Origin of the sequence: Synechococcus sp. A18-25c (assembly GCF_014280035.1) — a bacterium.
Taxonomy (GTDB): domain Bacteria; phylum Cyanobacteriota; class Cyanobacteriia; order PCC-6307; family Cyanobiaceae; genus Synechococcus_C.
In genome coordinates this window covers 50,780-76,399 of sequence record NZ_CP047957.1, presented here as the reverse complement: position 1 = coordinate 76,399, position 25,620 = coordinate 50,780, and the positions used below count along the sequence as shown (strand labels likewise).

The 25,620-nt window shown below is 62.5% G+C and carries 23 protein-coding genes; 15 read left to right on the top strand and 8 right to left on the bottom strand.

Going from position 1 to position 25,620, the window contains the following annotated elements:
- The first annotated feature begins 10 nt into the window (after positions 1-10).
- Both holA and SynA1825c_RS00360 read left to right on the top strand, forming a co-directional pair.
- Positions 11-991, top strand: coding sequence for a DNA polymerase III subunit delta (holA, locus tag SynA1825c_RS00365; protein WP_186469805.1), 981 nt, complete (start codon positions 11-13; stop codon positions 989-991).
- An 81-nt stretch (positions 992-1,072) separates the two neighbouring features.
- Positions 1,073-2,875 (top strand): aspartate kinase, encoded by a 1,803-nt coding sequence (locus tag SynA1825c_RS00360; protein WP_186469804.1) that lies wholly within the window; start codon positions 1,073-1,075, stop codon positions 2,873-2,875.
- Positions 2,876-2,878: 3 nt separating this feature from the next.
- Here SynA1825c_RS00360 and uvrB read toward each other — a convergent pair whose 3' ends face one another.
- Together uvrB and SynA1825c_RS00350 are read right to left on the bottom strand one after the other, a co-directional pair.
- Positions 2,879-4,915 (bottom strand): excinuclease ABC subunit UvrB, encoded by a 2,037-nt coding sequence (gene uvrB / locus SynA1825c_RS00355; RefSeq protein ID WP_186469803.1) that lies wholly within the window; start codon positions 4,913-4,915, stop codon positions 2,879-2,881.
- Between the two features lie 171 nt (positions 4,916-5,086).
- On the bottom strand, positions 5,087-5,860 hold the full coding sequence (locus tag SynA1825c_RS00350; RefSeq protein ID WP_186469802.1) for a DUF561 domain-containing protein: 774 nt from the start codon (positions 5,858-5,860) through the stop codon (positions 5,087-5,089).
- Between the two features lie 73 nt (positions 5,861-5,933).
- Here SynA1825c_RS00350 and tilS point away from each other — a divergent pair, with 73 nt between their 5' ends.
- Both tilS and SynA1825c_RS00340 read left to right on the top strand, forming a co-directional pair.
- Positions 5,934-6,947: a tRNA lysidine(34) synthetase TilS gene (tilS, locus tag SynA1825c_RS00345; RefSeq protein ID WP_186469801.1), complete on the top strand. Its 1,014-nt coding sequence runs from the start codon at positions 5,934-5,936 to the stop codon at positions 6,945-6,947.
- A gap of 6 nt (positions 6,948-6,953) precedes the next feature.
- Entirely contained in the window at positions 6,954-7,769 is an 816-nt protein-coding gene (locus SynA1825c_RS00340; RefSeq protein WP_186469800.1) for a hypothetical protein, read from the top strand.
- Here SynA1825c_RS00340 and SynA1825c_RS00335 read toward each other — a convergent pair.
- The 3 genes from SynA1825c_RS00335 to SynA1825c_RS00325 form a co-directional block, all read right to left on the bottom strand.
- Complete coding sequence (locus SynA1825c_RS00335; RefSeq protein ID WP_186469799.1) at positions 7,755-9,839, bottom strand: ribonuclease J; 2,085 nt, start codon at positions 9,837-9,839, stop codon at positions 7,755-7,757. The two genes, SynA1825c_RS00340 and SynA1825c_RS00335, sit on opposite strands and share 15 nt — an antisense overlap.
- Before the next feature lie 69 nt (positions 9,840-9,908).
- Complete coding sequence (gene dapA, locus SynA1825c_RS00330) at positions 9,909-10,817, bottom strand: 4-hydroxy-tetrahydrodipicolinate synthase (protein ID WP_186469798.1); 909 nt, start codon at positions 10,815-10,817, stop codon at positions 9,909-9,911.
- A gap of 5 nt (positions 10,818-10,822) precedes the next feature.
- Positions 10,823-11,866 (bottom strand): aspartate-semialdehyde dehydrogenase, encoded by a 1,044-nt coding sequence (locus tag SynA1825c_RS00325; RefSeq protein ID WP_255478409.1) that lies wholly within the window; start codon positions 11,864-11,866, stop codon positions 10,823-10,825.
- Between the two features lie 164 nt (positions 11,867-12,030).
- Here SynA1825c_RS00325 and tig point away from each other — a divergent pair, with 164 nt between their 5' ends.
- The 5 genes from tig to SynA1825c_RS00300 all read left to right on the top strand — a co-directional run bounded on the left by tig (position 12,031) and on the right by SynA1825c_RS00300 (position 18,347).
- Positions 12,031-13,488 (top strand): trigger factor, encoded by a 1,458-nt coding sequence (gene tig, locus SynA1825c_RS00320; protein WP_186469797.1) that lies wholly within the window; start codon positions 12,031-12,033, stop codon positions 13,486-13,488.
- Between the two features lie 43 nt (positions 13,489-13,531).
- On the top strand, positions 13,532-14,218 hold the full coding sequence (clpP, locus tag SynA1825c_RS00315; RefSeq protein WP_186469796.1) for an ATP-dependent Clp endopeptidase proteolytic subunit ClpP: 687 nt from the start codon (positions 13,532-13,534) through the stop codon (positions 14,216-14,218).
- A gap of 88 nt (positions 14,219-14,306) precedes the next feature.
- On the top strand, positions 14,307-15,662 hold the full coding sequence (clpX, locus tag SynA1825c_RS00310; RefSeq protein WP_186469795.1) for an ATP-dependent protease ATP-binding subunit ClpX: 1,356 nt from the start codon (positions 14,307-14,309) through the stop codon (positions 15,660-15,662).
- 52 nt (positions 15,663-15,714) lie between these two features.
- Entirely contained in the window at positions 15,715-16,419 is a 705-nt protein-coding gene (locus SynA1825c_RS00305) for a lecithin retinol acyltransferase family protein (RefSeq protein ID WP_186469794.1), read from the top strand.
- A gap of 23 nt (positions 16,420-16,442) precedes the next feature.
- Positions 16,443-18,347 carry a DNA polymerase III subunit gamma/tau gene (locus tag SynA1825c_RS00300; protein ID WP_186469793.1) on the top strand — a complete coding sequence of 635 codons (1,905 nt, stop codon included), beginning with the start codon at positions 16,443-16,445 and terminating at the stop codon, positions 18,345-18,347.
- 56 nt (positions 18,348-18,403) lie between these two features.
- Here the strand turns inward: SynA1825c_RS00300 and SynA1825c_RS00295 are convergent, their stop codons facing one another.
- Both SynA1825c_RS00295 and SynA1825c_RS00290 read right to left on the bottom strand, forming a co-directional pair.
- Positions 18,404-19,738 (bottom strand): glycosyltransferase family 2 protein, encoded by a 1,335-nt coding sequence (locus SynA1825c_RS00295; protein ID WP_186469792.1) that lies wholly within the window; start codon positions 19,736-19,738, stop codon positions 18,404-18,406.
- 30 nt (positions 19,739-19,768) lie between these two features.
- Positions 19,769-21,358, bottom strand: a complete 1,590-nt coding sequence (locus tag SynA1825c_RS00290) for a SpoIID/LytB domain-containing protein (RefSeq protein ID WP_186469791.1) — start codon at positions 21,356-21,358, stop codon at positions 19,769-19,771.
- A 117-nt stretch (positions 21,359-21,475) separates the two neighbouring features.
- Between SynA1825c_RS00290 and rpmI the strand changes: the two genes are divergently transcribed.
- From rpmI to SynA1825c_RS00275, 3 genes are all read left to right on the top strand, one after another.
- Positions 21,476-21,673: a 50S ribosomal protein L35 gene (gene rpmI, locus SynA1825c_RS00285; protein WP_186470911.1), complete on the top strand. Its 198-nt coding sequence runs from the start codon at positions 21,476-21,478 to the stop codon at positions 21,671-21,673.
- Between the two features lie 67 nt (positions 21,674-21,740).
- A complete protein-coding gene (gene rplT, locus SynA1825c_RS00280; RefSeq protein WP_186469790.1) occupies positions 21,741-22,088 on the top strand; it encodes a 50S ribosomal protein L20 in 348 nt (115 codons plus the stop codon).
- Positions 22,089-22,122: 34 nt separating this feature from the next.
- Complete coding sequence (locus SynA1825c_RS00275; RefSeq protein ID WP_186469789.1) at positions 22,123-22,713, top strand: hypothetical protein; 591 nt, start codon at positions 22,123-22,125, stop codon at positions 22,711-22,713.
- On the opposite strand, the gene SynA1825c_RS00270 is transcribed toward SynA1825c_RS00275, so the two are convergent.
- Entirely contained in the window at positions 22,681-23,202 is a 522-nt protein-coding gene (locus SynA1825c_RS00270) for a hypothetical protein (RefSeq protein ID WP_186469788.1), read from the bottom strand. The two genes, SynA1825c_RS00275 and SynA1825c_RS00270, sit on opposite strands and share 33 nt — an antisense overlap.
- A gap of 92 nt (positions 23,203-23,294) precedes the next feature.
- Here SynA1825c_RS00270 and SynA1825c_RS00265 point away from each other — a divergent pair, with 92 nt between their 5' ends.
- The 3 genes from SynA1825c_RS00265 to SynA1825c_RS00255 all read left to right on the top strand — a co-directional run bounded on the left by SynA1825c_RS00265 (position 23,295) and on the right by SynA1825c_RS00255 (position 25,614).
- A complete protein-coding gene (locus tag SynA1825c_RS00265; protein ID WP_186469787.1) occupies positions 23,295-24,104 on the top strand; it encodes a thiazole synthase in 810 nt (269 codons plus the stop codon).
- Positions 24,105-24,191: 87 nt separating this feature from the next.
- A complete protein-coding gene (psb34, locus tag SynA1825c_RS00260; protein WP_186469786.1) occupies positions 24,192-24,359 on the top strand; it encodes a photosystem II assembly protein Psb34 in 168 nt (55 codons plus the stop codon).
- 58 nt (positions 24,360-24,417) lie between these two features.
- Positions 24,418-25,614 carry an NAD-dependent epimerase/dehydratase family protein gene (locus SynA1825c_RS00255; protein WP_186469785.1) on the top strand — a complete coding sequence of 399 codons (1,197 nt, stop codon included), beginning with the start codon at positions 24,418-24,420 and terminating at the stop codon, positions 25,612-25,614.
- Positions 25,615-25,620: the final 6 nt, after the last annotated feature.

Sequence of the window (25,620 nt, the reverse complement as noted above, 5' to 3'; positions counted from 1 at the left end):
ACCCGCCGCGATGCCGATCCAGTTGCTGTGGGGCGACGATTCCGCTGCTATGGAGCGCGCCATCCAGGCCGTGATCGACAAAGACGTCGATCCCTGCTGGGCCAGCGTCAATGTGAGCCGCCTCGACGGCAGTGAGTCTGGTCAGGCCCGCCAGGCGCTGGAAGAGGCCAGCACCCCGCCCTTCGGTGGCGGCGCCCGGGTGGTGCTGTTGCAGCGCTCGCCGTTTTGCAACGCCTGCCCCAACGAACTGGCGGATCGCTTCGAAGGCGCTCTCGACGGCATCCCAGACAGCACCCATCTGCTGCTCTGCAATCCAGCCAAACCCGACGGACGTTTGCGCACCACCAAGGCACTGATGAAGCGGGTGAAGACGGGCGCCGCCAGCGAACGCAGCTTCAAGTTGCCGGCGGTCTGGGATGGCGCCGGTCAGCGCCAACTCGTGGAACGCACGGCCGATGAGCTCAACCTCAAGCTGGAAGCCGCCGCGGTTGATGCACTGATCGATGCCATCGGCAGCGACAGCGCCAGGCTGACGATGGAGCTGCAAAAGCTGGCCCTGCATGCCGACAGCAGCGGCGAGGCCAGGATCAGCGCCAAGGCCGTGGAGACCCTGATCAGTGGCCAGAGCACCAACGCGCTGCAGGTGGGTGACGCCCTGCTGGCCGGCGATCCTGGCCAGGCCATCGCCCTGCTCGATGCCTTAATCGATGCAGGCGAACCGGCCCTGCGGGTGGTGGCCACCCTCACCGGTCAGATCCGGGGATGGCTCTGGGTGCTGCTGCTCGAACAGCAGGGAGAACGGGATGTGGCGGTGATTGCCAAAGCAGCAGGCATCGGCAACCCCAAGCGCATTTATGTGATGCGCAAGCAACTGCAGGGCCGCTCACCCCAGCGCTGCCTCAACCTGCTGGGCCGGCTTCTGGATGTCGAAGCAGCCGTGAAGCGTGGGGCACAGCCGGGTGATGCCTTCCGCGATGGGCTGCTCGGATAAAAAGGCTGCTGGGATGAACAAGCTTCCTGGCTGAATCAGAACGCTCAGTGAGACAATCGCCAGCGACCTGAGGCGGCGTGGATGGCCCTGCTGGTGCAGAAGTTCGGCGGTACCTCCGTCGGCAGCGTGGAGCGCATCCAGGCCGTGGCGCAGCGCATTGCCGCCCGCAAGGACGAAGGGCATGAGCTGGTGATCGTGGTGTCGGCCATGGGTCACACCACCGATGAACTCACGGCCAAGGCCAACGCCATCAGCAGCAATCCGCCCCAACGGGAAATGGACATGCTGCTGGCCACTGGCGAGCAAGTGTCGATCGCCTTGCTGTCGATGGCCCTGCATGAGCTGGGCGTGCCGGCCATCTCCATGACCGGCCCTCAGGTGGGCATCGTCACCGAATCCGCCCACGGCAAAGCGCGCATCCTCGATGTGCGCACCGACCGGCTTCGCAGCCGGCTGGCGGAAGGCCGCGTCGTGGTGGTCGCTGGTTTCCAAGGCACCAGTCAAAGCAGTGGCGGCACCGCGGAAATCACCACCCTCGGCCGCGGTGGCTCCGACACTTCCGCCGTGGCCTTGGCCGCCGCCCTTGGCGCTGACGCCTGCGAGATCTACACCGATGTGCCCGGCGTGCTCACCACCGACCCTCGCAAGGTGGATGACGCGCAGCTGATGTCACAGGTGAGCTGCGACGAAATGCTGGAGCTGGCCAGCCTAGGTGCGGCCGTGCTGCACCCCCGAGCGGTGGAGATCGCCCGCAACTACGGGGTCACCATGGTGGTTCGCTCCAGCTGGAGCGATGAACCGGGCACCACGCTCACCAGTCGCAGCGCACGTCCGATCGGCCGCGACGGCCTTGAGCTGGGCCGATCCATTGATGGTGCCGAACTGGTAGAGCATCAGGCTGTGCTGGCCCTCTCCCATGTGTCTGATCAACCCGGTGTGGCGGCCCAGCTGTTCGAAAGCCTCTCCGCTGGAGACGTGAACGTAGATCTGATCATCCAGTCCACCCACGAGGGCAACAGCAACGACATCACCTTCACTGTGGCGGAAGCCGATCTGGAAAAAGCGCGCAGCATCTGCCAAACCCTGATCCAGAGCCTCGGCGGCGAGCTGGTCGCGCAACCGGGCATGAGCAAGCTGAGCATCAGCGGAGCCGGCATCATGGGGCGCCCCGGCATCGCCGCCAGTTTGTTCCAGACCCTCTCACGCGCCGGCATCAACCTGCGCCTCATCGCGACCAGCGAAGTGAAGGTGAGCTGTGTGGTGGGGGCTGATGTGGGCAGCAAAGCCCTTCAAGCCACCCAGGAAGCCTTCGAGCTGGAGGCGGGTCAGATCAACCTCAACCCCCCCGCTAGCGGCGACGGCGAGCCAGAGGTGCGCGGCGTGGCTCTGGACCGCGACCAGGCCCAGGTGAGTGTGCGTCGCGTACCCGACATCCCAGGGACGGCGGGAGCCCTTTGCAATGCCCTGGCTGATGCCGGCATCAGCCTCGACGCCATCGTGCAGTCGGAACGCCAGCACGAGGACGGCAGCCGAGACATCAGCTTCACTCTCAAGCGTGAAGACCGTGCCGCGGCTGATCGCGCCCTCAGTGCCCTGCTGGCGCAATGGCCCGGAGCTATTCTGGAGGACGGCCCGGCCATCGCACGGGTGAGTGCGGTGGGTGCGGGCATGCCCGCGACCGCTGGGACGGCGGGACGGATGTTCCGCTTTTTGGCGGATGCAGGCGTCAACATCGAAATGATCGCCACCAGCGAAATCCGCACCAGCTGTGTGGTGGCCGAAGCGGACGGAATCGCTGCCTTGCAGGCCGTTCACGCTGGTTTCCAACTCGGGGGGGATACTCGCTACGAGGCTCAAGGAAGCGAATCACCCTTGGCGGTCTGAGCCTCAGACGTTCCCCACCAACTTCTGGCGCAGCTTCTTGATGCGATCTCGCAGGTTGGCCGCTTCCTCGAAGTCGAGCTTTTTGGCCGCGTCTTTCATTTTGGCTTCGAGCTGATCAATCAGTTCAGGCAACGCATCCAGAGCCATGCCATCGGCATCGTCTTCCAAAGCCTTCACCGCCTTGCCGGCCACCTCCACCAGGTCGGCATCCGGGCCGTCGGTTTTGAGTTTGCGGGAGAGCTCCAGAAACGACAGGATCGAATTGCTGGCTTTCTTGCCCGCCGCTGTGGGCACGATGCCGTGCTTCTCGTTGTAAGTCTGCTGGATCTTGCGGCGCCGTTCGGTCTCCTCGATCGCCTTCGCCATCGAATCAGTCATGTTGTCGGCGTAGAGCAGAGCCACACCCTCCACATGACGCGCAGCCCGGCCGATGGTCTGGATCAGTGAGCGCTCGGCCCGGAGAAACCCCTCTTTGTCCGCATCGAGGATCGCCACCAGGCTTACCTCCGGCAGATCCAGGCCTTCCCGCAACAGATTCACACCCACCAGTACGTCGTACTCACCAAGGCGCAAGTCCTGGATGATCTCGATGCGCTCGATCGAATGAATCTCAGAGTGCAGATAACGCACCCGCACCTCGTTCTCCGCCAGGTAATCCGTGAGGTCTTCCGCCATCCGCTTGGTCAGCGTGGTCACCAGCACCCGCTGTTGCTTTTTGGCCCGATCACGAATCTCCCCAAGCAGGTCATCCACCTGTCCGGTGGTGGGCCTCACTTCCACAATCGGGTCGAGCACACCTGTGGGCCGGATCACCTGTTCCGCCACCTGACCATCGCTCACCTCCATCTCCCAGTTGCCGGGTGTGGCACTGACAAACACGGTCTGACGCGCCTTGGTCCAGAACTCCTCGCCCTTGAGCGGACGGTTGTCCGCAGCACTGGGGAGGCGAAACCCGTGGTCAATCAGCACCTTCTTACGCGCTTGGTCGCCGTTGTACATGGCCTGCAACTGCGAGCAGGTGACATGGCTCTCATCAACAATCAACAGCCAGTCATCGGGGAAGTAGTCGATCAAGCATTCGGGCGCTGAGCCGGGCTCACGGCCCGCCAGATGCCTGGCGTAGTTCTCGACGCCATTGCAGTAGCCCACCTGCTGCAACATCTCCAGGTCGTAGGTGGTGCGCTGCTCCAGACGCTGGGCCTCCAAAAGCTTGCCTTCTGTGTTCAGAAACTCCAATTGATCCCTGAGCTCCAAACGAATGTCTTTGACCGCCGCATCCAGGCGATCCTTCGGGGTGACGAAGTGCTTCGCTGGGTAGATGTTGATGTTGTCGAGGCTCTGGAGAATTTCTCCGGTCGTGGGGTCGACGTAGCGGATTGCTTCCACCTCATCGCCGAACAATTCCACCCGCACCAGACGGTCTTCATAAGCAGGGCCGATCTCGAGCACATCCCCTTTCACGCGAAAACGTCCGCGGGTGATATCGAGATCGTTGCGGCTGTACTGGTTATTCACCAGCTCCCGCAGAGATCCGCGCAAGTCGAGGGATTCTCCGACGCGAAACTCCACCGCCGCCTTGAGGTATTCACTGGGGATGCCCAGACCGTAAATGCAGCTAATCGAGGCCACGACGATCACATCGCGACGTTCGAACAATGAGCGAGTCGCCGAATGGCGCAACATGTCGATCTCTTCGTTGATCGACGCTGTCTTGGCGATGTAGGTGTCGCTAACCGGAACATACGCCTCCGGCTGGTAGTAGTCGTAGTAGGAGATGAAGTATTCAACGGCGTTATGAGGGAAGAATTCCCTCAGCTCGTTGCAAAGCTGAGCGGCCAGCGTCTTGTTATGGGCAAGCACCAGAGCCGGACGACCGGTCTGAGCGATCACATTGGCCATCGTGAAGGTCTTGCCCGTGCCCGTGGCTCCCAGCAGCGTCTGGTATCGGCGACCACCGTTCACCCCCTTCACCAACTGGGCAATTGCCGTCGGCTGATCCCCCTTGGGGCTGTAGGGGGCGGAGAGGTCGTAGGCGGGCATGGTCCTTGCCTAATGAAGCCCTAGTGAGGGTTGTTCAGGTTACGAGGAACATCTGTCGGCGTGGTGATAGGACTGACCCGACAGCCATCAAAAAAACCCACCCGCCTGATCAACAGCGGGCGGGCCGAGCAAAAATTCGTCTGTGAGCCAAGGACTGCGCCAATGACGAAATCAGACCTGGCTGACCACCGCGCTGCCCAGAGCCTCGCGCAGTCCGCGCACCACAGCCACCATCGCCAGCTCATCGTTGAGGCGATTCACAGCAGAACCGACGCCCACACCAGCCGCACCGGCAGCAATCGCCATCGGCAGGGTCACCGCAGACAAACCAGAGGCGCAGAGCACCGGTGTGCTTTCACAGGCCTGTTCCAGCGCAGCACTGATGCTGTGGGCTGCGGCCAGGGTGGGAGCCGCTTTCTCAATCAGGCCGAGGCTGCCGGGGCTGAAGGGCTTGGCGCTGGTGCCGCCCTCGGTCTGGATCAGGTCGGCACCGGCCGCCACCAGATCCACCGCCAGCTGCTGCTGCTGATCCATGGGCAGCACATGGGGCACGGTGACGCTCAGCACCACCTCAGGAAGCAGAGCCCGGGTCTGACACGTGAGCTCCAACACTTCCTCAGCCCCGAAGATGCGACCTTGGGGATAAAAGGCATCGAAGTTGCCAATTTCCACCATCACGGCACCGGCGGCAACAGCAGCGGGGAACTGCTCGGGCTCCACCGACGACACACACACCGGCACACCCCCGGAGGCCTCGATGGCCAGCTTGACCAGTGCGGGATCGCAGGCCACATCGATCAGGTCGGCACCACCCATGCCCGCGGCACGCGCCACGCGAGCGACCGAGTCAGCGTCAAAGTTCATCAGTCCGGCGATCACCTTGAGCGCGGAACGCTGTTTCAGGCTGCGGCGAAGGGCGGCGGGCAGCAGAGAAAGGCGGGACATCCAGCTGAGATCAGATCAATCCATTCTCCCACCGCATGAGCGGGCAGGATCAAAGCGTTGTTGATGCAGCGCAATGACAGCCGGCACGCCGTGGCTGAACTGGCACGACCGGCTGCACCGCCAGCTGCTGCAGGATCCGCAGTGGCTGCCCAAGAGCAGCACCCTCGTTCTGGCGGTCTCCGGCGGCCAGGACTCGATGGCGCTGCTGGGACTGCTCCGGGATCTCCGCCGCCGGCACCAGTGGACGCTGCAGCTTTGGCACGGCGACCATGGCTGGCATCCGGGCTCGGCTCAGATCGCCCGCGAGCTGCAGAAGTGGTGCCAGGACCAACAGCTGGAGCTGAGCCTCAGCCGCGCCGATGTCAGCATCACCAGCAGTGAATCCAAAGCCCGAGACTGGCGTTACGCCGAACTCACGCGGCTTTGCCAGCAACGGCAGACCAATGGCGAGGCCCGCATCACGGTGGTAACCGGTCACACCGCCAGCGACCGGGCCGAAACGCTGCTTCTGCAGCTCAGCCGCGGCACGGATCTGGCCGGCCTGGGCAGCCTCAGGCGCCAGCGCCCCCTCAACGCCGATGCCGGCAATGGCATCCAATTGAGTCGTCCGCTGCTCGACTTCAGCCGCGATGAGACCGCAAGCATCTGCCACGACCTGCAACTGCCGGTGTGGCTGGATCCCAGCAATAGCGACCCTCACTTTGACCGCAACCGCATCCGCCAGGAGGTGCTGCCGGTGCTGGAAGCCCTGCACCCCGGCTGCAGCCAACGCATGGCGGCCTTGAGTGAGCGGATGTCCCAGGTGCGGGACACTCAGCTGGCCTTGGTGGAGCTGAGCCTCCAACAGCTCCAATCCACGGCAGGGCAACTGCAACGTCTGGCGTTGCAGCAGCAACCCGCAGCCGTGCGGCGGACACTGTTGCTGCACTGGCTGCAGAGCCAAGGTGTGGGGTCCCTGTCAGCGCGGCAGCTGGAAGAACTCAGTGCTGCCATTGCCACGGGCCAACCCCCAGGCGAACGCCATCTGGCCGGCGGCCGGCGGATTCATTGGTGCAGGAACTGGGTACAACTGGATGAACAGGTCTAAACAAGCGTGGACAGCGATTTCCAGGCGCACTACCTCACTGCTGAACAGGCCTATGGCGCTGGTGACTTCCGCACAGCCCAATCCATCACGGTTGATCTGCTCGGCCAACTGAATGGCATGGCCGAGACCAACGCCGACCGGGATGCGCTTCTGGCCTGGCGCGCCTTCGTGGCCTTGCTAGCCGGCAACATTCACCTCTATGGCCTGAATGAGCCGGACCAAGCCCGTGGTTTTTTTGAACTAGTGCTTGCCAGCCATCCCCAGGACACCCTGAAAGATCTGGCTGAGCAGGGGTTGGAACGGATCCATGGGCGACAGGAAAACCCCGCTAAGGCGGTTGCTCCGCCACCGACACCAGTATCACCACCGACATCCACGCTGATCCAGGACCCCTTCCTGACTCAGCCCACCACCGTTGGATTCACGGGTGGTCTTGACTCTCCACAGAACCAAAGCCAAATCGCCGCCACACCCTGGCTGGACGCCCCGGCCACCACGGCCCTTGATGACTTGGACGAGGAGGTAGCCGATCAAGACGAGGGGGATGCGCTAGCCGAAGCTGATCTTGAGCCAAGCCCGGAGATCGAGATTCGGGCCAGTTCTGAATCAGAGGACGTGATCGAGGCAGACATGATCGCCGAACCCGAACCAGAACCTGAGCCAGGACTTCGGGTTAACTCCTCCATCCTGCAACGGCTAGAGCGGGGCCGGCTTCAGGTGACCCTTCCAGCCCAACAAAAACCGCCACCTGAGCTGAGCTCAGATGGCGGCAAACGCAGCACTCAATGGTCGTGGCTGCGGAGGCGCTTAGGCCGCGGCTGAACGACGGCGGCGAGTACGGCCGGCAGGCATGTCTTGATCAACAGTGGCCGTCGAAGCAGCACTGGCGGCACCAACAGGCGCAGGGTCCTTGGCCGGTGCGGAGGTCGCGGCAGCAGTGGGTGCAGGAGCCGACTTGGCAGCAGCCGCAGCAGCGGCAGCGGCCGCTCCCGCTCCAGGGGTAGTGGTGATCACCCGAGCTGGGGTGGCCTCGCGGTTGCGACCGGCATCCCGGTTGCGACCACCACCATGGTTGCCGCTGCCATGCCGGCCACCACCCTGGCGGCCACCACGGCCGCGGGGAGCCGGACGATCGTCGGGTTCGGAATCGGCACGACCCTTGTAAACCGGAGTGCCAGCAGGGGCCGGTTGCACCAGACAGAGGATCAGGGGCTCCACCTGCAACTCGCGGCGCATGCGTCGGCCGAGGCCCACTTCCACCTCACGCTGCACACCCATCCAGTCCACATCCGGTGCCTTGCCACCGGTGCTGCGGGTGAGCTGCTTCCAGCGGTTCTCCAGCACCCACTTGATTTCCCGCTCGGTCCAGAGCGACATTTTGCGCGCATCGGCGGTGGTAACCACGCCGCGAAGATTTACGCGCGGAGGAGCCACCATGGCGCCGTCGGTGCTGATGGCCGCGAGGATCGTGACGATGCCGTCTTCCGCCAGCTGCTGACGTTCCTTGAGCACGCGGGCGTCGACGATGCCGTTGCGGGACTGGTCCAGCAACTCAATGCCAGCCTTCACAGGGTCGGACTTGCGGATCGAATCCTCGGTGAGCTCCACCACATCACCGTTGTCGATGATCAGGGTGTTGTCTTCCGGCACACCCATGGAATGACCAGTGCGGGCATGACGCACCAACATGCGGTGCTCACCGTGCACCGGCACGAAGAACTTGGGACGGGTGAGCGCCAGCATCAGCTTCTGGTCTTCCTGGAAGCCGTGGCCGGACACGTGAATGCCTTCGCCCTTGCCGTAAACCACCTTGGCACCCAGCATCATGAGCCGATCGATGGTGTTCACCACGGAGATGGTGTTTCCAGGGATCGGGCTAGCGGAAAAGATGATCGTGTCGGAGCTCTTCACCTTCACCTGCGGGTGTTCCCCGCGGGAGATGCGACTCAGGGCCGCCAACGGCTCACCCTGACTGCCGGTCATCAGCAGCAGGGTCTCGCGATCGGGCACATGATTGATCTGCTTGATCGGCACGAACAGCTCATCGGGCGCACGCATGTAGCCGAGCTCCCGCGCTTTGGCGATCACGTTGAGCATGGAGCGGCCCAGCAGGCCCACCTTGCGGCCGTTCTTGAGCGCTAGCTCCAGAATCATCGACACCCGATGGATTGAGCTGGCGAAGGTGGTGACGATCACCCGTCCTTCGGCTTCCGCAATGTGACGATCAAGGTTGGGGAACACCGACCGCTCAGGGGGGCAGAAGCCGGGGACCTCCGCGTTGGTCGAGTCACTGAATAGGCAGAGCACCCCTTTGTCGCCGTGATGGGCCAGGCGGGCCAGGTCGAAGTGCTCGCCATCCACCGGGGTGTGATCGAACTTGAAGTCACCCGTGAAGATCACCGTGCCCACTGGGGTGCTGATGGCCAGCGAGAAGCTGTCGGCCATCGAGTGGGTGTTGCGGATGAACTCCACCGAGAAGTGCTGACCCACCTTGACCACGTCGCGGGGACCAACGGTCTGCAGGGTGGTGCGATCGGTGACACCGGCCTCATCCATCTTTCCGGTGAGCATCGAGAGGGCTAGCCGCGGCCCGTAGATCACCGGAATGTTGAAGTGCTTGAGGTGGTGGGCAATGCCACCGATGTGGTCTTCATGACCATGGGTCACGATCATGCCGCGGATGCGCTTCTGGTTCTCGCGCAGGAAGCTGGTGTCGGGCAGCACCACGTTCACGCCGTGCATGCCGTCGCTCGGGAAAGCCAGACCGGCATCCACCAGCATCAGGTCGTCGCCGTACTCGAACACGCAGGTGTTCTTGCCGATCTCGTGCAGACCACCCAGGGGGATCACCCGCAGAGTGGGTTGCTGGGTTTTGGCGTTGCTCACAGTCATGGGGTTGCTTGGAAGAGAAAGAGAAATCGATCAGGTCGGCGCATGGCAGCGCTCTCAGCAGCCGTGGCGTCAGGTGGGACGCAGGGCAGCGAGGGTGTCGGTGAGGGCAGCGAGCATGGCGGGGTCCAGGGGAACAAGGGGAAGACGAGGCGCACCAACGGGCCAGCCACTCAGTTCAAGGGCTGCTTTCACGGGGATGGGATTGGTGGTGGCAAACAGGGCCTTACAGACGGGCAGCAGCGCTTCGTGCTGGGCCAGAGCCTCGCAGTGACGGCCACTCAGGAAAGCATCGATCAAGGTTTTCATTTGACGACCGGCCACATGGCTGACGACACTGACCACACCGACCGCGCCAACCGACAGCATTGGCAGCGTGAGTGCATCATCACCGCTGTAAACAGCGAGCCTTGACCCGCAGGTCAGCCGCAACTGGGTGACTTCATCCGTATTGCCGCTGGCAGCCTTGAAGCTGATCACATTGGGGCAGTCCATCAAGCGAGCAACGGTGGCTGGCGCCAGGCTGGAACCGGTACGACCTGGCACGTTGTAGAGCATCAACGGCAGTGAGGGAGCCGCCTCCGAGACCGCTCGGAAATGGGCTTCAAGGCCGGCCTGGGGCGGTTTGTTGTAGTAAGGAACCACCACGAGAGCACCATCCGCACCAGCGTCTGCAGCATGGGCGGTGGCCGCCACCGCCTCCGAGGTGCAGTTGCTGCCGGTGCCGGCGAGCACCTTGGCGCGTGATCCCACGGCTTCACGCACGGCCACCAGCAGGCGACCCTGTTCTTCCCAACTGAGGGTTGGCGATTCACCAGTGGTACCGCAGACCACGATCCCGTCAGACCCCTCTTCCACAAGGTGCAGTGCCAGACGACCAGCGAGCTCGAGATCAACGGCCCCGTTGGCGTCAAAGGGAGTGACCATCGCCGTCAGAAGACGACCGAAGGGAGTGGGAGATAGCTCTGCAGCGATGCTCATAAAGATCAGGCGGCGGGCAACAGCAATTCAGCGATCTGGATGGCGTTCAGGGCCGCACCCTTGCGGATCTGATCGCCACAGAGCCAGAACTCAAGTGCCTTGTCTTCGCTGATGTCTTGGCGGATACGGCCTACGACCACCGGATCACGACCCGTGACATCGGTGGGCATAGGGAACCGGTTATTGATGGGATCCTCCAGAAGTTCCAACCCTGGAGCGACCGCCAGCAGATCGCGGGCTTCCTGCACAGGGAAGGGCTCTGTGAACTCCACATTCACCGCTTCCGAGTGAGCACGCAGCACCGGCACCCGCACGCAGGTGGCGGTGAATCGCAGATCCGGCAAACCCATGATCTTGCGGGTTTCGTTCACCATCTTCATTTCCTCTTCGCAGTAGCTGTTGGGCTGAAGCGGCGAGTTGTGAAGGAAGAGGTTGAACGCCAAGGAATGGGGCAACACCTCACTCTTCGGTGTCTCTCCGTCCAGCACCGCACGGGAGAGGTCCTTGAGCTCGTCCATCGCCCGAGCTCCAGCACCACTGGCCGATTGATAGGTGCTCACCACCACCCGTTGCATCGGACGCTGGGCCGCCAGGGGAGCGAGCGCCAGGGTAAGCAGGATCGTGGTGCAATTCGGATTAGCGATCACACCACTGTGCGCAAGCGCCGCATCCGGGTTGACCTCGGGCACCACCAAAGGCACTCCGTCCTCCATGCGGAACGCACTGGAGTTATCCACCATCACAGCTCCGGCCGCCACGATGGCTTGGCGCCACATCTTGGACACCGATCCACCGGCGGAGGCCAGCACCAGATCCACGCCCTCAAAGGCGGAAGCTGTCACTTCCTGGAAGGTGAGGGACTGACCATTCCACACGCAGGTCTGGCCTGCAGAGCGTGCCGAAGCCAGCAGCCGCAGTTCACCAACAGGAAAACGACGCTCCTCGAGCAGCTGAAGCAACTCCTGACCCACAGCACCACTGGCCCCAAGCACAGCCACCGTGAGCGGTCGATTCGGCAGTGAGGCAGAGGAAGAAGACGCGGTGGACAAGCGGACGGGACTCAACAACAGATACGTGGTGGAGCAACCACCGGCCGTGACAACCCTGAAAATCTCGAGGCAGGGGCACAGCTGAAACTTGGCCTCAGCTTACGTGGAGGGCCACGGTCAGGCACTTAATTAAGGTATTGGGCTGCTTGTCCCTGCGTCCCCTAATGAGTGCCGCCAGCCTGAAGGTCTCCACCTCCTCCCGTCCCGGCAGCCGCTTGGCTGTGGAGGTTGCCGTTCCCGCGGAGCGGTGTCAGGCCAGCTACGAGGAAGCGATCAATCGGCTGAGCCGCAACGTGAACCTCCCTGGCTTCCGCAAAGGCAAGGTGCCCCGCACCGTGCTCGTGCAGCAGCTGGGTGCGCTTCGCATCCGCGCCAATGCACTGGAAACCTTGGTGGACAGCATCTGGCGTGATGCCCTCGAGCAAGAAACCATCGAAGCCCTCGGCCAGCCAGAACTCAGCGGAGGCTTTGAAGAACTGCTGGAGAGCTTCAAACCGGGTGAAGGCCTCACCGTGACCCTGGAAACGGATGTGGCCCCCACACCGAAGCTGAAAAGCACCAAAGGGTTGAAGGCCGAGGCCGAAAGCGTCAGCTATGACCCGGCGCGCGTCGACGAGATGCTGGAGCAATCCAGACGTCAGCTGGCCACTGTGGTTCCAGTGGAAGGCCGCAAGGCTGAAAAAGGCGACATCGCCGTGGTGGGATTCAAGGGCACCTACAGCGATGACGGCAGTGAGATCGAAGGAGGCACTGCTGATTCGATGGATGTGGATCTGGAGCACGGCCGCATGATCCCCGGCTTCATCGAAGGCGTGGTGGGCATGGCTGTCGGCGATTGCAAGACCGTGGAGTGCCAGTTTCCCGACGACTACCCCAAAGAAGACGCACGGGGCCGCCAAGCCAACTTCGTGATCGAGCTCAAAGATCTGAAGACCCGTGAACTTCCGGCCCTGGATGACGCATTCGCCAAGCAGGCCAGTGAGCAGGAATCTCTGGCCGACCTGCGCAGCGATCTTGAAAAGCGCCTGAAGGACGACGCGGAACGCCGCTCCCGCAGCAACCGTCACGACGCCTTGCTGGGTGCCCTGGTGGAGCAACTGGAGGTGGAACTGCCCGAAAGCCTGATCCAACAGGAAGTGCGCAATCTGGTGGAACAGACCGCCGGTCAATTCGCCCAGCAGGGCATGGATGTGAAGTCACTGTTCACGCCTGAACTGGTGCGCAACCTGATGGAGTCTTCACGTCCCGAGGCCGAAGAACGCCTGCGCCGCAGCCTGGCCCTCACGGCCCTGGCCGACAGCGAGAAGCTGGTGGTGGAGGACGCCGATGTGGACGCCAAACTCGCTGAAGTGAAGCAGCAGCTGTCCGGCGAACGGGACATCGATCCCGAGCGGCTGCGTCAGGCGGTGCTGGATGACTTGCTCCAGGACAAGCTGCTGGGTTGGCTGGAAGAGAACAGCACCATCACCGAAAAAGCGCCTGCAGCGGCTGAAGACGAGGCCAAGCCAACGGCCAAGAAAAGCGCAGCCAAGAAAACCACCGCTAAGGCAACAACCACCAAGAAGGCCTCAACCACCAAGACCAAAACCGCGAAGAGTGACCCTGCGGACGCCGATGCTTGATCGGCACCCATAGATTGCTCTCATTCAGCCCCCCAGTCGCAGCGTGATCAACGCCCGCAGTCACCATCCGATTCAGAACCGCTGGCGGGGCATCCAGCCGATCTCCATGCATCCCCAATCCTCGCCAGGGGTGCCGACGGTGGTCGAGCAATCCGGCCGCGGTGACCGGGCCTTCGACATCTATTCACGCCTGCTGCGGGAACGGATCATTTTTCTGGGCACCGGTGTGGATGACGCCGTTGCCGATGCGCTGGTCGCCCAGATGCTGTTTCTCGAAGCCGAGGACCCTGAGAAAGACATTCAGGTGTACATCAATTCTCCCGGTGGCTCCGTAACCGCAGGCCTGGCGATCTACGACACCATGCAGCAGGTGGCCCCTGACGTGGTGACCATCTGTTACGGACTGGCCGCGTCCATGGGCGCCTTTCTGCTGACTGGCGGCGCCAAAGGCAAGCGCCTGGCTTTGCCCAACGCCCGGATCATGATCCACCAACCCCTTGGAGGAGCCCAGGGTCAAGCGGTGGACATCGAGATCCAAGCCAAGGAAATCCTCTTCCTGAAGGAGACCCTTAACGGCCTGATGGCCGAGCACACAGGCCAACCCTTGAACAAAATTGCTGAAGATACCGACCGGGACAACTTCATGTCGCCGGCCCAAGCCGTGGAGTACGGGCTGATCGATCGGGTGGTGGACAGTTTCGGAGACGGAGAAATCGTTACGGGGGGCTGACACCAACCCTTTTCGTCGCGATGCTCAGTGTTCACGCTGGGATCCATTTGATCTGGTTCCTTGCTCCGACTGATCTGCGACGCGCCTGATGGCCAAGTTCGACGCCCATCTGAAGTGCTCCTTCTGCGGCAAGTCCCAGGAGCAGGTACGCAAGCTGATCGCCGGGCCGGGCGTGTACATCTGCGATGAGTGCATCGATCTCTGCAACGAGATCCTCGACGAAGAGTTGATCGACGCGCAGGGCAGCGCACGCCAGGGAGCTGAGCCAACCCGTAAAGGAACAGCAACCCAGACTAAAAAGAGCAGCAAACCCGCTCCGACCCTGGCCTCCATCCCCAAACCTCACGACATCAAGGGGTTCCTGGATCAACAGGTGGTGGGCCAGGACGCCGCCAAGAAGGTGATGTCCGTGGCGGTCTACAACCACTACAAACGCTTGGCCTGGCAGGGCGATGGCAACGGCGAGACCGAGGAAACCGCCACACGCCTGCACAAGAGCAACATCCTGCTGATCGGTCCCACCGGCTGCGGTAAGACCCTCTTGGCCCAGACCCTGGCGGAGATGCTTGATGTGCCCTTCGCCGTGGCTGATGCCACCACTCTCACCGAAGCGGGCTACGTGGGTGAAGACGTGGAGAACATCCTCCTGCGGTTGCTGCAGAAGGCCGACATGGATGTGGATCTAGCCCAGCGCGGGATCATCTATATCGATGAAATCGACAAGATCGCCCGCAAAAGCGAAAACCCGTCGATCACGCGGGATGTGTCCGGAGAGGGTGTGCAGCAAGCGCTGTTGAAGATGCTCGAGGGCACGGTGGCCAACGTGCCGCCCCAGGGAGGCAGGAAGCATCCCTACCAGGACTGCATCCAGATCGACACCAGCCAGATCCTATTTATCTGTGGTGGGGCGTTCGTTGGTCTCGACGATGTGGTGCAAAAACGCATGGGACGCAACGCCATCGGCTTTGTGCCCAGCGACAGTCGCGGCCGCGGCAAGGCCACCCGCGACCTGCAGGCCTCACAGGTGTTGCGGCACCTGGAGCCCGATGATCTGGTCAAGTACGGACTGATCCCGGAATTCATCGGCCGCATGCCCGTCAGCGCCGTGCTTGATCCCCTCGACGAGCACGCCCTGGAGTCGATCCTCACCGAACCGAGGGATGCCCTGGTGAAACAGTTCCGCACCCTCCTGAGCATGGACAACGTCCAGCTGGACTTTGAAGCAGGCGCCATCGAAGCCATTGCCCAGGAGGCTCACCGGCGTAAGACCGGAGCACGAGCCCTGCGCGGCATCGTGGAAGAGCTGATGCTCGATCTGATGTACGAGCTTCCCTCCAGCAAAAATGTCGATGCCTTCACGATCACCAGAGCCATGGTGGAAGAGCACACGGGAGGCAAGGTGCTGCCGCTGCCCGGCACGGACCGTCAGCAGGAATCCGCCTGACGTGATCACAGCCATCTCCGCGACAGACTGAAGCCAGCCGCTGATCACGGCCATGGCCGCCGCAGACCATCTGAAAGTTCCACGCCAGCACGGGCTGTTTCTGCATCACGGCATTGACCTGGGAGATGGCACCGTTGCCCACTATCTGGAAGGCCGGGAAATCCTGCGCAGCCCCGTGGATGAGTTCCGCCGCGGCCAGGCGCTGAGCGTGGTCAGCCATGAGGGGGCCTCACCCACGAGCGTGACCCTGCGCCGGGCCATGAGCCGCATCGGCGAGCAGAACTACAACCTGTTGTTCAACAACTGCGAGCATTTCGCGAACTGGTGCAAGACCGGTCGCCACCGCAGCGGTCAAGTCGAAGACTGGCTGCACACCGGCAGCCTCGGCGCTCTCGCACTGGGGCAACTGATGCCAGCGGCACTCCTGACAGGCCTGGGGCTGCTGCTGCGCAAGGGCCTGATCGATGAGCGCTCACGGGAACGGGCCCAACGCGGCCTGGACCAATTGCAGCAGTTGCGTCTGCGTCTGCTCGACAAGCTGGAAAGCACCCTCGAACAGGCTGAGAGCTGGATGGAGGGCATGCCCGGTCAGGGAGCGGATGATCGAGTCAATCGCCACAGCCGCCAGCTTCTGTTGACCGGCCGCACCATCGCTGATGAGCTGGCGGCCGTGGAGGACATGGAAGCCAAGCTCAATGCCCTGCTGGAGAACACATCGCCCGCAACGAGCACCAAAGCTGAGCCCAAACCCCGGTAACCTCAGCGTCTTGCCGGCAGTGCATGAGCCAGCCGTACCAGCCACTGCATCACAAATACCGGCCCCAACGCCTGGATCAGCTGGTGGGGCAAGAAGCCATCGCCGCCACCCTCGGCCACGCCCTGCGCTCTGGCAGGATCGCCCCCGCTTATCTGTTCAGTGGACCTCGCGGCACCGGCAAGACCTCCAGCGCTCGCATCTTGGCCCGCTCGCTGAATTGCCTAAGCAGTGAGGGGCCAACACCAGAACCCTGCGGTATCTGCGAGCTCTGCACCACGATCGCGGCAGGCACTGCCCTGGATGTGATCGAAATCGACGCGGCCTCCAACACGGGCGTCGACAACATCCGCGACCTGATCGAACGCTCTCGGTTCGCGCCCGTTCAGGCGCGCTGGAAGGTCTACGTCGTGGATGAGTGCCACATGCTCTCCACCGCAGCATTCAATGCGCTGCTCAAGACCCTGGAAGAACCGCCGCCACGGGTGGTGTTCGTGCTGGCAACTACCGATCCCCAAAGGGTGCTGCCCACCATTCTCAGCCGCTGTCAACGTTTCGACTTCCGACGGATTCCCCTGGATGCGCTGGAACAGCACCTGAGCTGGATTGCCCAACAGGAAGCGATTCCCATCGAAGCCGACGCACTGCATGTGGTGGCCCAGAGGGCTCAGGGCGGCCTGCGCGATGCCGAAAGCCTTTTGGATCAGCTGAGCCTGCTGCCCGGCCCCATCGAAGCCAATGCGGTCTGGGATCTGCTGGGTGCCGTTCCTGAGCAGGAGCTGCTGGAACTGGTGAAAGCGATGAGCACTAGCGAACCGGTGACGCTCTTGGAGGCCACGCGCCAATTGCTGGATCGCGGACGGGATGCGGGATCCGTGCTCCAGGGCCTGGCAGGAATCCTGAGGGATCTGGTGCTGATGGCCGCTGCTCCTGACCGGCCGGAGCTCACCAGCGTCTCTCCCCAGTTCCGTGATCAGCTACCGCCTCTGGCCAAGAGCATCGGGCGCTCCCGGTTGCTGCAGTTGCAGGGCCAGTTGCGTGGAAGCGAGCAACAACTGCGCCAGAGCGTGCAACCCCGCCTCTGGCTTGAAGTATTGCTGCTGGGACTGCTGGCTGAACCGATGACGGCCAGTGTCAGCCGGCCTACAACCGCACCAGCGACCACCACGCCCGTCGCAACAGCGAACGTTTCCGCCACAACTGCTGCGTCAACAACCATCGCACCAACAGCTGCAGCCTCCGCACCGCCACCTCCTGCTTCGCCACCACCTGCCCCATCGGCCCGATCGGCCCCAACGGCGATCAGCCTTCCCAACACCTCCAGCCCAACGCCGCCTGAAGCAGAGGTTGCCGAACCGGCAATGCCGGCGCCATCCACCGACGATCTCGGGGAACTGTGGCAGCAGATCCTGGCCGGCCTGGAGCTGCCCTCCACAAGGATGCTGTTGTCGCAGCAGGCACAGCTCGTGCGCATCGACAACCAGCGCGCCGTCGTGCAGGTGGCGGGCAACTGGATGGGCATGGTGCAGAGCCGAGTGGCCCTGCTGGAACAGGCCATCGCCCGCACCATGGGCGGAACGCGTCAACTGGTGCTGGAAAACCACAGCGGCCCCGCACCGACGGCCGCGATGCCCGCGAAAACTGGACCCGCCGCCCCGACACCCACAACGACAGCAGCACCCACCGCAACCGCGCCACCGGTATCCGGCGGTGGAGGAGCCCAGCTGCCCCCGCGACCCACGCCTTCAGTGCCAGCACCCCAGGCTGTCCCACAGGCCCCCTCAGAACCAGGACTAACCTCTTCAGCTCCGGAAGCGACGCCAGAAGCACAAGCTCAACAGCGCAGCGAACCCTCCGCAATGGATGAAAAGGTGAAGCGCTTCGCCGACTTCTTTAACGGTCAAGTGCTGGACGTGGACCTGAACGGTTGAGCACAAAACCTTCTCAGCAGACTGACAACTGAAAACTGTGCTGAAGGGGACTGTGCTTAGACCTGAAGCGTCTCTTCCTGGCCGCGATGGCTCGTCTTCGCCCAGACCAGACGCTTGGGCAGCACCGCCATGCGCAGGGTGACCCAAGGGATGACCACGAACCAATGGCTGAGATAAGCAATCCCCAGCAGCAGATTGAACAGATCCGGCGGCGGTAACTCAGGCCCCTCGCTTGGACGGCGACAACCCCGCCAGTAGGCCACGCCAGACACACTGAACGCCACAATCGACAAAGGCCAGTAGAGCGGAGCAGTGCGACTGAGGGCGCTGGTGAGCAGATCCGCCCAAGACACCACAGGCAGCGCGTATTGCAGCAGAAAGAAACAGGCCAGATCGCGGCGTTGGGCGAGGGTCAGGCGACGGCAGAACAACCCCGGCCAATAATCCAGAAACCGTTGAAGGCCACCCTCTGCCCAACGCTGCCGCTGCTTCCAGAGCGCGGGAACCGATTCAACAGCTTCTTCTTGAACTGGCGGATCCCAGAGGATGCCCACACGAGCATTCTCGAGGAGCAGCCGGAAACTCAGATCGAGATCGTCCGTCACGGTGTCTTCGTTGAAGCCGCCGCATGCCTCGAGCAGGTCGCGACGCAGAAGCTCGCCATTGCCCCGCAACTCGGCCACGCCTCCCCCGCAAAGGCGACCTTGCTGCAGCTGGGCATCAAACGCCATCTCCATGGCCTGCACCCGCGTCAACCAATTGGTGTCAGGGTTCGTGACCGCTTTGCGCATCTGAACAGCGGACCAATCTCCTGCTGTGGCGAAGGGGATCAGTCGCTCTAGTTGATCTTCCGCCAGCTGCGCATCCGCGTCCAGGATCAATAGCCATTCCCCCTGAGTCTGCTTCAAAGCTGCGTTGAGGGCCCCCGACTTACCACCGCCTGCATTACGAGGCCGTCGGATCACTTTGAGAGAAGGAAACCGGCTCTGCAGCTCGCTCAGGCGCTCCGGCGTGTGATCTTCACTGCCGTCATCCACCACACACAACGTGAGCCGCCGATCGGGATACCGGAGTGCTGAAAGCCGCTCCACCAGCCGGGTGACCACTGCTTCCTCATCGCGAGCCGCCACGACGACATCCACCGTGGGACAGGACTGCCCATCCAACGGTGTGGAAGCCAACGTCCCATCATCGTTACTACCAACAAGGGCTGGATCCACTCGGCGCAACAACGTGCGCAGGCCGTAGCCGCCCAACAGCACAGCGAGGGTGAAGGCAGGGATCAGGCTGCGGGAAGGATCCAACCAGTGGGGCGCAGCACCGGCACAGCCGCAGGCCGCCAGGAAGAAAGCCGTCTTGCCGCGTCGGTGGTTACCAGTCCCTGCGGCCACGACCCTCCCATTCCACGAAGTACGGGGACTTTAGGGGGCCTGAGCAGGGGTGGTTTCAGGTGCTGGTGCCAGCGGTACCAACTTGGTTCCTGGGTAGTAGTGATCCAGGATCCGCTCAGCAGTCCAGCCACGACCGGCGAGATCGATCGCACCGGCCTGGGACAGACCCACACCGTGACCGAAGCCACCCCCCTGGAAACGCCAGGCACCGGCACCCTCCGGCTGGATCACAAACAAGGTGCTGGGCAACCGCCGCAGGGTGCGACGGATTGCATCTAAACGCAGCGTCACCGGCGCCGCTCCACCCTCTCGATCCATCTCAAGGGCCAAGACCCTGCCGCTGGGGCCACGGGACACCGCCCGCAGCGCCGTGGGCAGGGCATCACCCTGACCCGCTGCCGCTAACGCACGACTGAGCTGACCAGCGGTGTAGAGGCGATTCCAGCGGAAGCGTGGATGACCTGCGCCGAAGGCACCGTCCCAACGATTGAGCAGGAGCCTCACATCCTCGGCGCTCTGGATGGGCAAGGTGATCGAACCCACCCAATCCGATGACCCATCGGCCCGCGCCTGCACATAGGGCAGGGGATCCATCGACCAGGCCTCCTCTGCCCCTGCGCTCACACCACCGTTGGTGGCGTGATACCACGCCTGGATGGGTTGACTATCCAATTGCAGAACCTGGCCTGAGGTGGCTCGGATGGCCTCCCGCACCGATTCACTGGCTTGGCGCGGATCGCTGTACACCTGACATTGAGTGTCGCTGCACAGGTGGTAGCCGTCCAAGCCGAAACGATGGCTGTTGGCCAGCGCCCAGGTGCGCGCCAGCACGGCCTGGGCCTGCAGAGCTGCCGGCGGTGATCCAGCCCCAATCTCGTGGGGAACGACACCTTCGAGATAGCGCTCCACCGGGAGCTGTTCAAGGAATGTCCAGCTGCCGTAAGCGTCCGCTTGCAACCGGAAAGGACCGCGCAGAACACCTCCGTCCCAGCGGAGGCCATCGGGGGCGATCACCTGCAACGGCCCGTCCAAAGTGCGGCCCCCACTGAAACCCTCCAGCACCGGTTGCACCACATCAACAATGCGTTCCCGTACATCGCGCAGGCTCACTCCGATGAGATCCGGGGCATCGGAGGGAACCCACACTTCCCACTCCTCGGGATGGGCGACCCGAGCCTCCACCCCTTGATCCCGCCAACGAGATGCAACACGATCCGCCGACTCGAAACTGGCGTATGGGCCTGCGACACGCCGAGCGATCTCCAACGGTTCTGTCAAGGCCACTAATCGCCAGCTGAAGCGCAGCGTGTTAGCCGTCTCCAGAGGCTTCCCTGCCCAATCCTGCAATTGCAAGGGTTGCGCGCCTGCCGTGGTGAGGATCAATGGCGAAGCCGAACGGTCAGGCATCGTGCCCCGACCGAGATGGTCGTCCAGGGACACCCAGAGCACGGCATTTCGCGCCGAGGGCGGCTGGGGCACGCTGCGATGGGTCGGAGCAACTGGCGCAGGCGGCTGAACCACGGGGCCACGAACGTCCTGAGCGCGACAACCCGCAGCCGCCAGAAGCGGAAACACCACCCATGGAACGACACTGCGCACGGCTCGAACGGACCGGTTCATCGCCATGGCATCGCTATCGATGGAGGAGATGACCTGAGCATGAACCGGAACCGGAGGTTTGGCTGGGGGGAGGGTGAGGTTCTATGGTTGTCGTTTGTGCCACGCGCTGCCAGAGACATGCCCAAGCTCAAGACCCGCAAAGCAGCCGCCAAGCGGTTCAAAGCAACTGGCACTGGCAAGTTCATGCGTCGGCGGGCATTCCGCAATCACCTGCTGGATCACAAGAGCCCCAAGCTCAAGCGCCATCTGGGCACCAAAGCTGTCGTCGACCGCACGGACGAAGATCGCGTGGCTCTGATGATGCCCTACGCCTGAATGACGGCCTGCTCTTGAGCGGTGACTGAATCGCTCAGATCCTTCTTACTTCCCCTTTCAACTCCCCATGGCACGCGTCAAAAGAGGCAATGTCGCCCGTAAGCGCCGCAACAAAATCCTCCGTTTAGCCCGTGGCTTCCGCGGCAGCAACGGCACCCTCTTCCGCACCGCCAACCAGCGGGTGATGAAGGCTCTCTGCAATGCCTACCGCGATCGTCGCCGCCGCAAGCGTGATTTCCGCCGTCTGTGGATCGCGCGGATTAACGCAGCAGCCCGCCTCAATGGTGTGAGTTACAGCCGTTTGATCGGCGGCCTCAAGCAAGCCGACGTGCGTTTGAACCGCAAGATGCTGGCTCAGCTGGCAGTGGCGGATCCGGCAAGCTTCACGAATGTGGTGAATGCAACCCAGGGTTGAGTAGGGTCCCGCCCCGGGACTTCCCTCCTCCTTCATGGACTCCTTTCTGCCGCAGACTTACCTGCTCGGTCTAATCGGCCTGCTGGCAATCGTGGCTGTCGTCGCCGGTCGACAGCTTCTGCGGGTACGTCGCGATGAAATGAACTTGATCCGGCTCGAGCAGGCGGATGCAAGCTCCTCCAAAGACGCTGGTCAGCTCTATGAGCTGGCTTCAGTTCAGCTGCGCAAACGGCTCTATCCGCAGGCCACAGCAACACTGCAGCAAGCTGCGAAACGGCTCAATAACGAGCCTGATGAAGCGAAGGCCCTTGTGCAGAACGCACTGGGATTTTCTTTAGCCGCCCAAAAGGACTTCTCGGGTGCGGTCCGCCATTACAAATCAGCGCTGCAAGCCAAAGCGGATTACCCCGTCGCGCTCAACAATCTGGCCTTCGCCCAGGAGCGTCTACTCAACAGCGATGACGCCTGTGATCTGTATCGCAAGGTGCTGGCTTTGGAACCCGCTAACAAAACAGCCCGCACCCGGCTGAAACGCCTGGAGCGGACCCTTCATCGTCAAACCGGCAAGGCATCGTCGTCATCCAGTGGCGGATCACCAGAGAGCTCGGACGGCCGGGGCTTCTGAGGCGGAACAACTGGGCTCGAGATTGAGGCTGCCACCGCGATTGGTGAGTCGCGGAGCCTGCCAGCTCGACAGAGAAAGGCCCTGAAGGCCGAGAAAATCTCCGCCAACCTCCATGTCGTCAGCAAGTGCGCTGGCCAGGGGCAGCAGATCCAGTTGATCCGAGGTGGCGTTGAAATTGCCCTGAACCGGAGTCGAGACGCTACCGATCTGCATCTCTCCACGCAAATCCAGCATCTGGCCAATCGGCACCACACTGGCCAAGGTCAGCACCACATCCTCCGTGTTGCCGCTGGTGAACGAGGTGTAGCTGCCACACCATTGACGGGGCATCGACACTGCCAAGCTTGCAGCCCGCGCCACCGGATCAAAGCGAAGAACCGATCCCTCAAGCTCAACCGGTTTCTGTAGAACAGACGCATCCAGAGGGAGAGACGGTTCGAACGTCGCCGGAATCTCGATCGGCGCGTTCATGTCCACGGAAATGGGCATGACGAGAACGGATGATGGGCGCACGGTAGGGCCCTCAAGCGTGGCCCGTCCGACTTCCGATCCGGTTCAACACCAGTCCGCAGCTCCGCATGATGGCTTCGACACCGTCCAGCACCGACCCGTTTCTGATCGGTGGACGCCAGTTCAACAGTCGGCTGTTCACCGGCACGGGCAAATACCCCAACCTGCAAGCCATGCAGCAAAGCCTGGAGCGCTCAGGTTGCGAGATGGTCACGGTGGCTGTGCGGCGGGTGCAAGCGGTGGCGGCAGGCCACGCAGGCCTGATGGAAGCGATTGACTGGTCACGCATCTGGATGCTTCCCAACACCGCTGGCTGCGCCACAGCAGAGGAGGCCATCCGGGTCGCCCGTTTGGGTCGTGAGTTGGCCAAGCTGGCGGGTCAAGAAGACAACACCTTCGTGAAGTTGGAGGTGATCCCCGACGGCCGTTACCTGTTGCCGGATCCGATCGGCACCCTGGACGCCGCCGAAACTCTGGTGAAGGAAGGGTTCACCGTTCTCCCTTACATCAATGCGGACCCGCTGCTAGCCAAACGGCTGGAGGATGTGGGCTGCGCGACGGTGATGCCGCTGGGCTCACCGATCGGCTCTGGCCAGGGCCTCTGCAATGCCTCGAACATCGGCCTGATCATCGAAAACGCCAACGTCCCCGTGGTTGTGGATGCCGGCATCGGCGTCCCCAGCGAAGCTGCTGCTGCCCTGGAAATGGGAGCCGATGCCGTATTGGTGAACAGCGCCATCGCACTGGCAGGCGATCCTCCGGCAATGGCCGAAGCCATGGGTCAAGCCGTTCAGGCGGGCCGTCTGGCGTTCCAATCGGGCCGATTACCGCGTCGAGATCAGGCCAACCCCAGCTCCCCCACCAGCGGCCTCGTGAAGTGAAGAGAGGTGAAGTGACATGAAGCGGGCGAAACAAAGCCTGTCATTAGGCAATTGGACTCATAAGGTCTCGGCAATCGACGAGGACTTATGCAGGTCACAACCGAAGACGGCGGACGCCTGAACGCCTTCGCGAAGGAACCCCGCATGGAAGTGATCTCGGAGGACACCAGCCGCAGCAACGCCTCCAGACTGCTGATCATCAGTGGCTCGGTGCTGGTGGTGGCTCTGATGGCCGTCACCGTGGCGATCAGCTGAAAACCCTGTAGTAGCTTGCACCTCATTGGCGGCTTGAACGCTTCAGCAGGAGTTTGGGGTGAAAGTTCTCGTTCTCGGTGGTGACGGCTTCTGTGGATGGCCCTGCGCCGTGAATTTGGCGGATCAGGGTCACGAAGTTCTGATCATCGACAACCTCAGCCGTCGCAAGATCGACATCGACCTCGAAGTCGAGTCGCTCACGCCGATTTCAAGCATCGGAGAGCGGCTGCAAGCCTGGGAGCAACTTGGCGGCAAGCCCATGCGCTTCGTGCACATGGACATCGCCCACGAGTACCAACGCTTACTCGACCTGCTCATCGAGGAAAGGCCCGACTCCGTTGTGCACTTCGCGGAACAGCGGGCTGCTCCCTACTCGATGAAGAGCAGCGCCACCAAGCGCTACACCGTCGATAACAACGTCAACGGCACCCACAACCTTCTGGCCGCCATCGTGGAATCAGGCCAGGACATCCATGTGGTGCACCTGGGCACCATGGGTGTGTATGGCTATGGCTCCCACCGCGGCGCCACCATCCCTGAGGGCTATCTGAAGGTAGAAGTGCCTCAGCCAGACGGCAGCCGTTTCGAGGAAGAAATCCTCCATCCGGCCAGCCCTGGCAGCGTCTACCACATGACCAAGACGCTCGATCAACTGCTTTTCCTCTACTACAACAAGAACGACAAGGTCCGCATCACCGACCTGCACCAGGGCATCGTCTGGGGGACTAACACCGATGCCACCAGTCGGGACCCACGACTCACCAACCGCTTTGATTACGACGGTGACTACGGCACCGTGCTTAACCGCTTCCTGATGCAGGCCGCGATCGGATATCCCCTCACCGTGCACGGCACCGGTGGTCAGACCCGCGCCTTCATTCACATCCGCGATTCCGTGCGCTGCGTTCAGCTCGCTCTTGAGAACCCACCCGAACAGGGTGAACGGGTGAAGATTTTCAACCAGATGACCGAGAGTCATCAGGTGGGTGAACTGGCCAAGAAAGTGGCGGCTCTCACAGGTGCTCGGGTGAACAACCTGCCCAACCCGCGCAATGAAGCCGTCGAAAACGACCTGATCGTCGACAACCGCTGCTTCCTTGAGCTTGGCCTCAATCCCACCACCCTGGATGACGGCCTCCTGAAGGAAGTGGTGGAAATCGCCACCCGCTACGCCGACCGCTGCGATCGCGCTCGCATCCTGTGCACCTCCGCCTGGACCAAAACACAGGCTCAGGCGATCAGCACCGCCTCCTGATTCCTG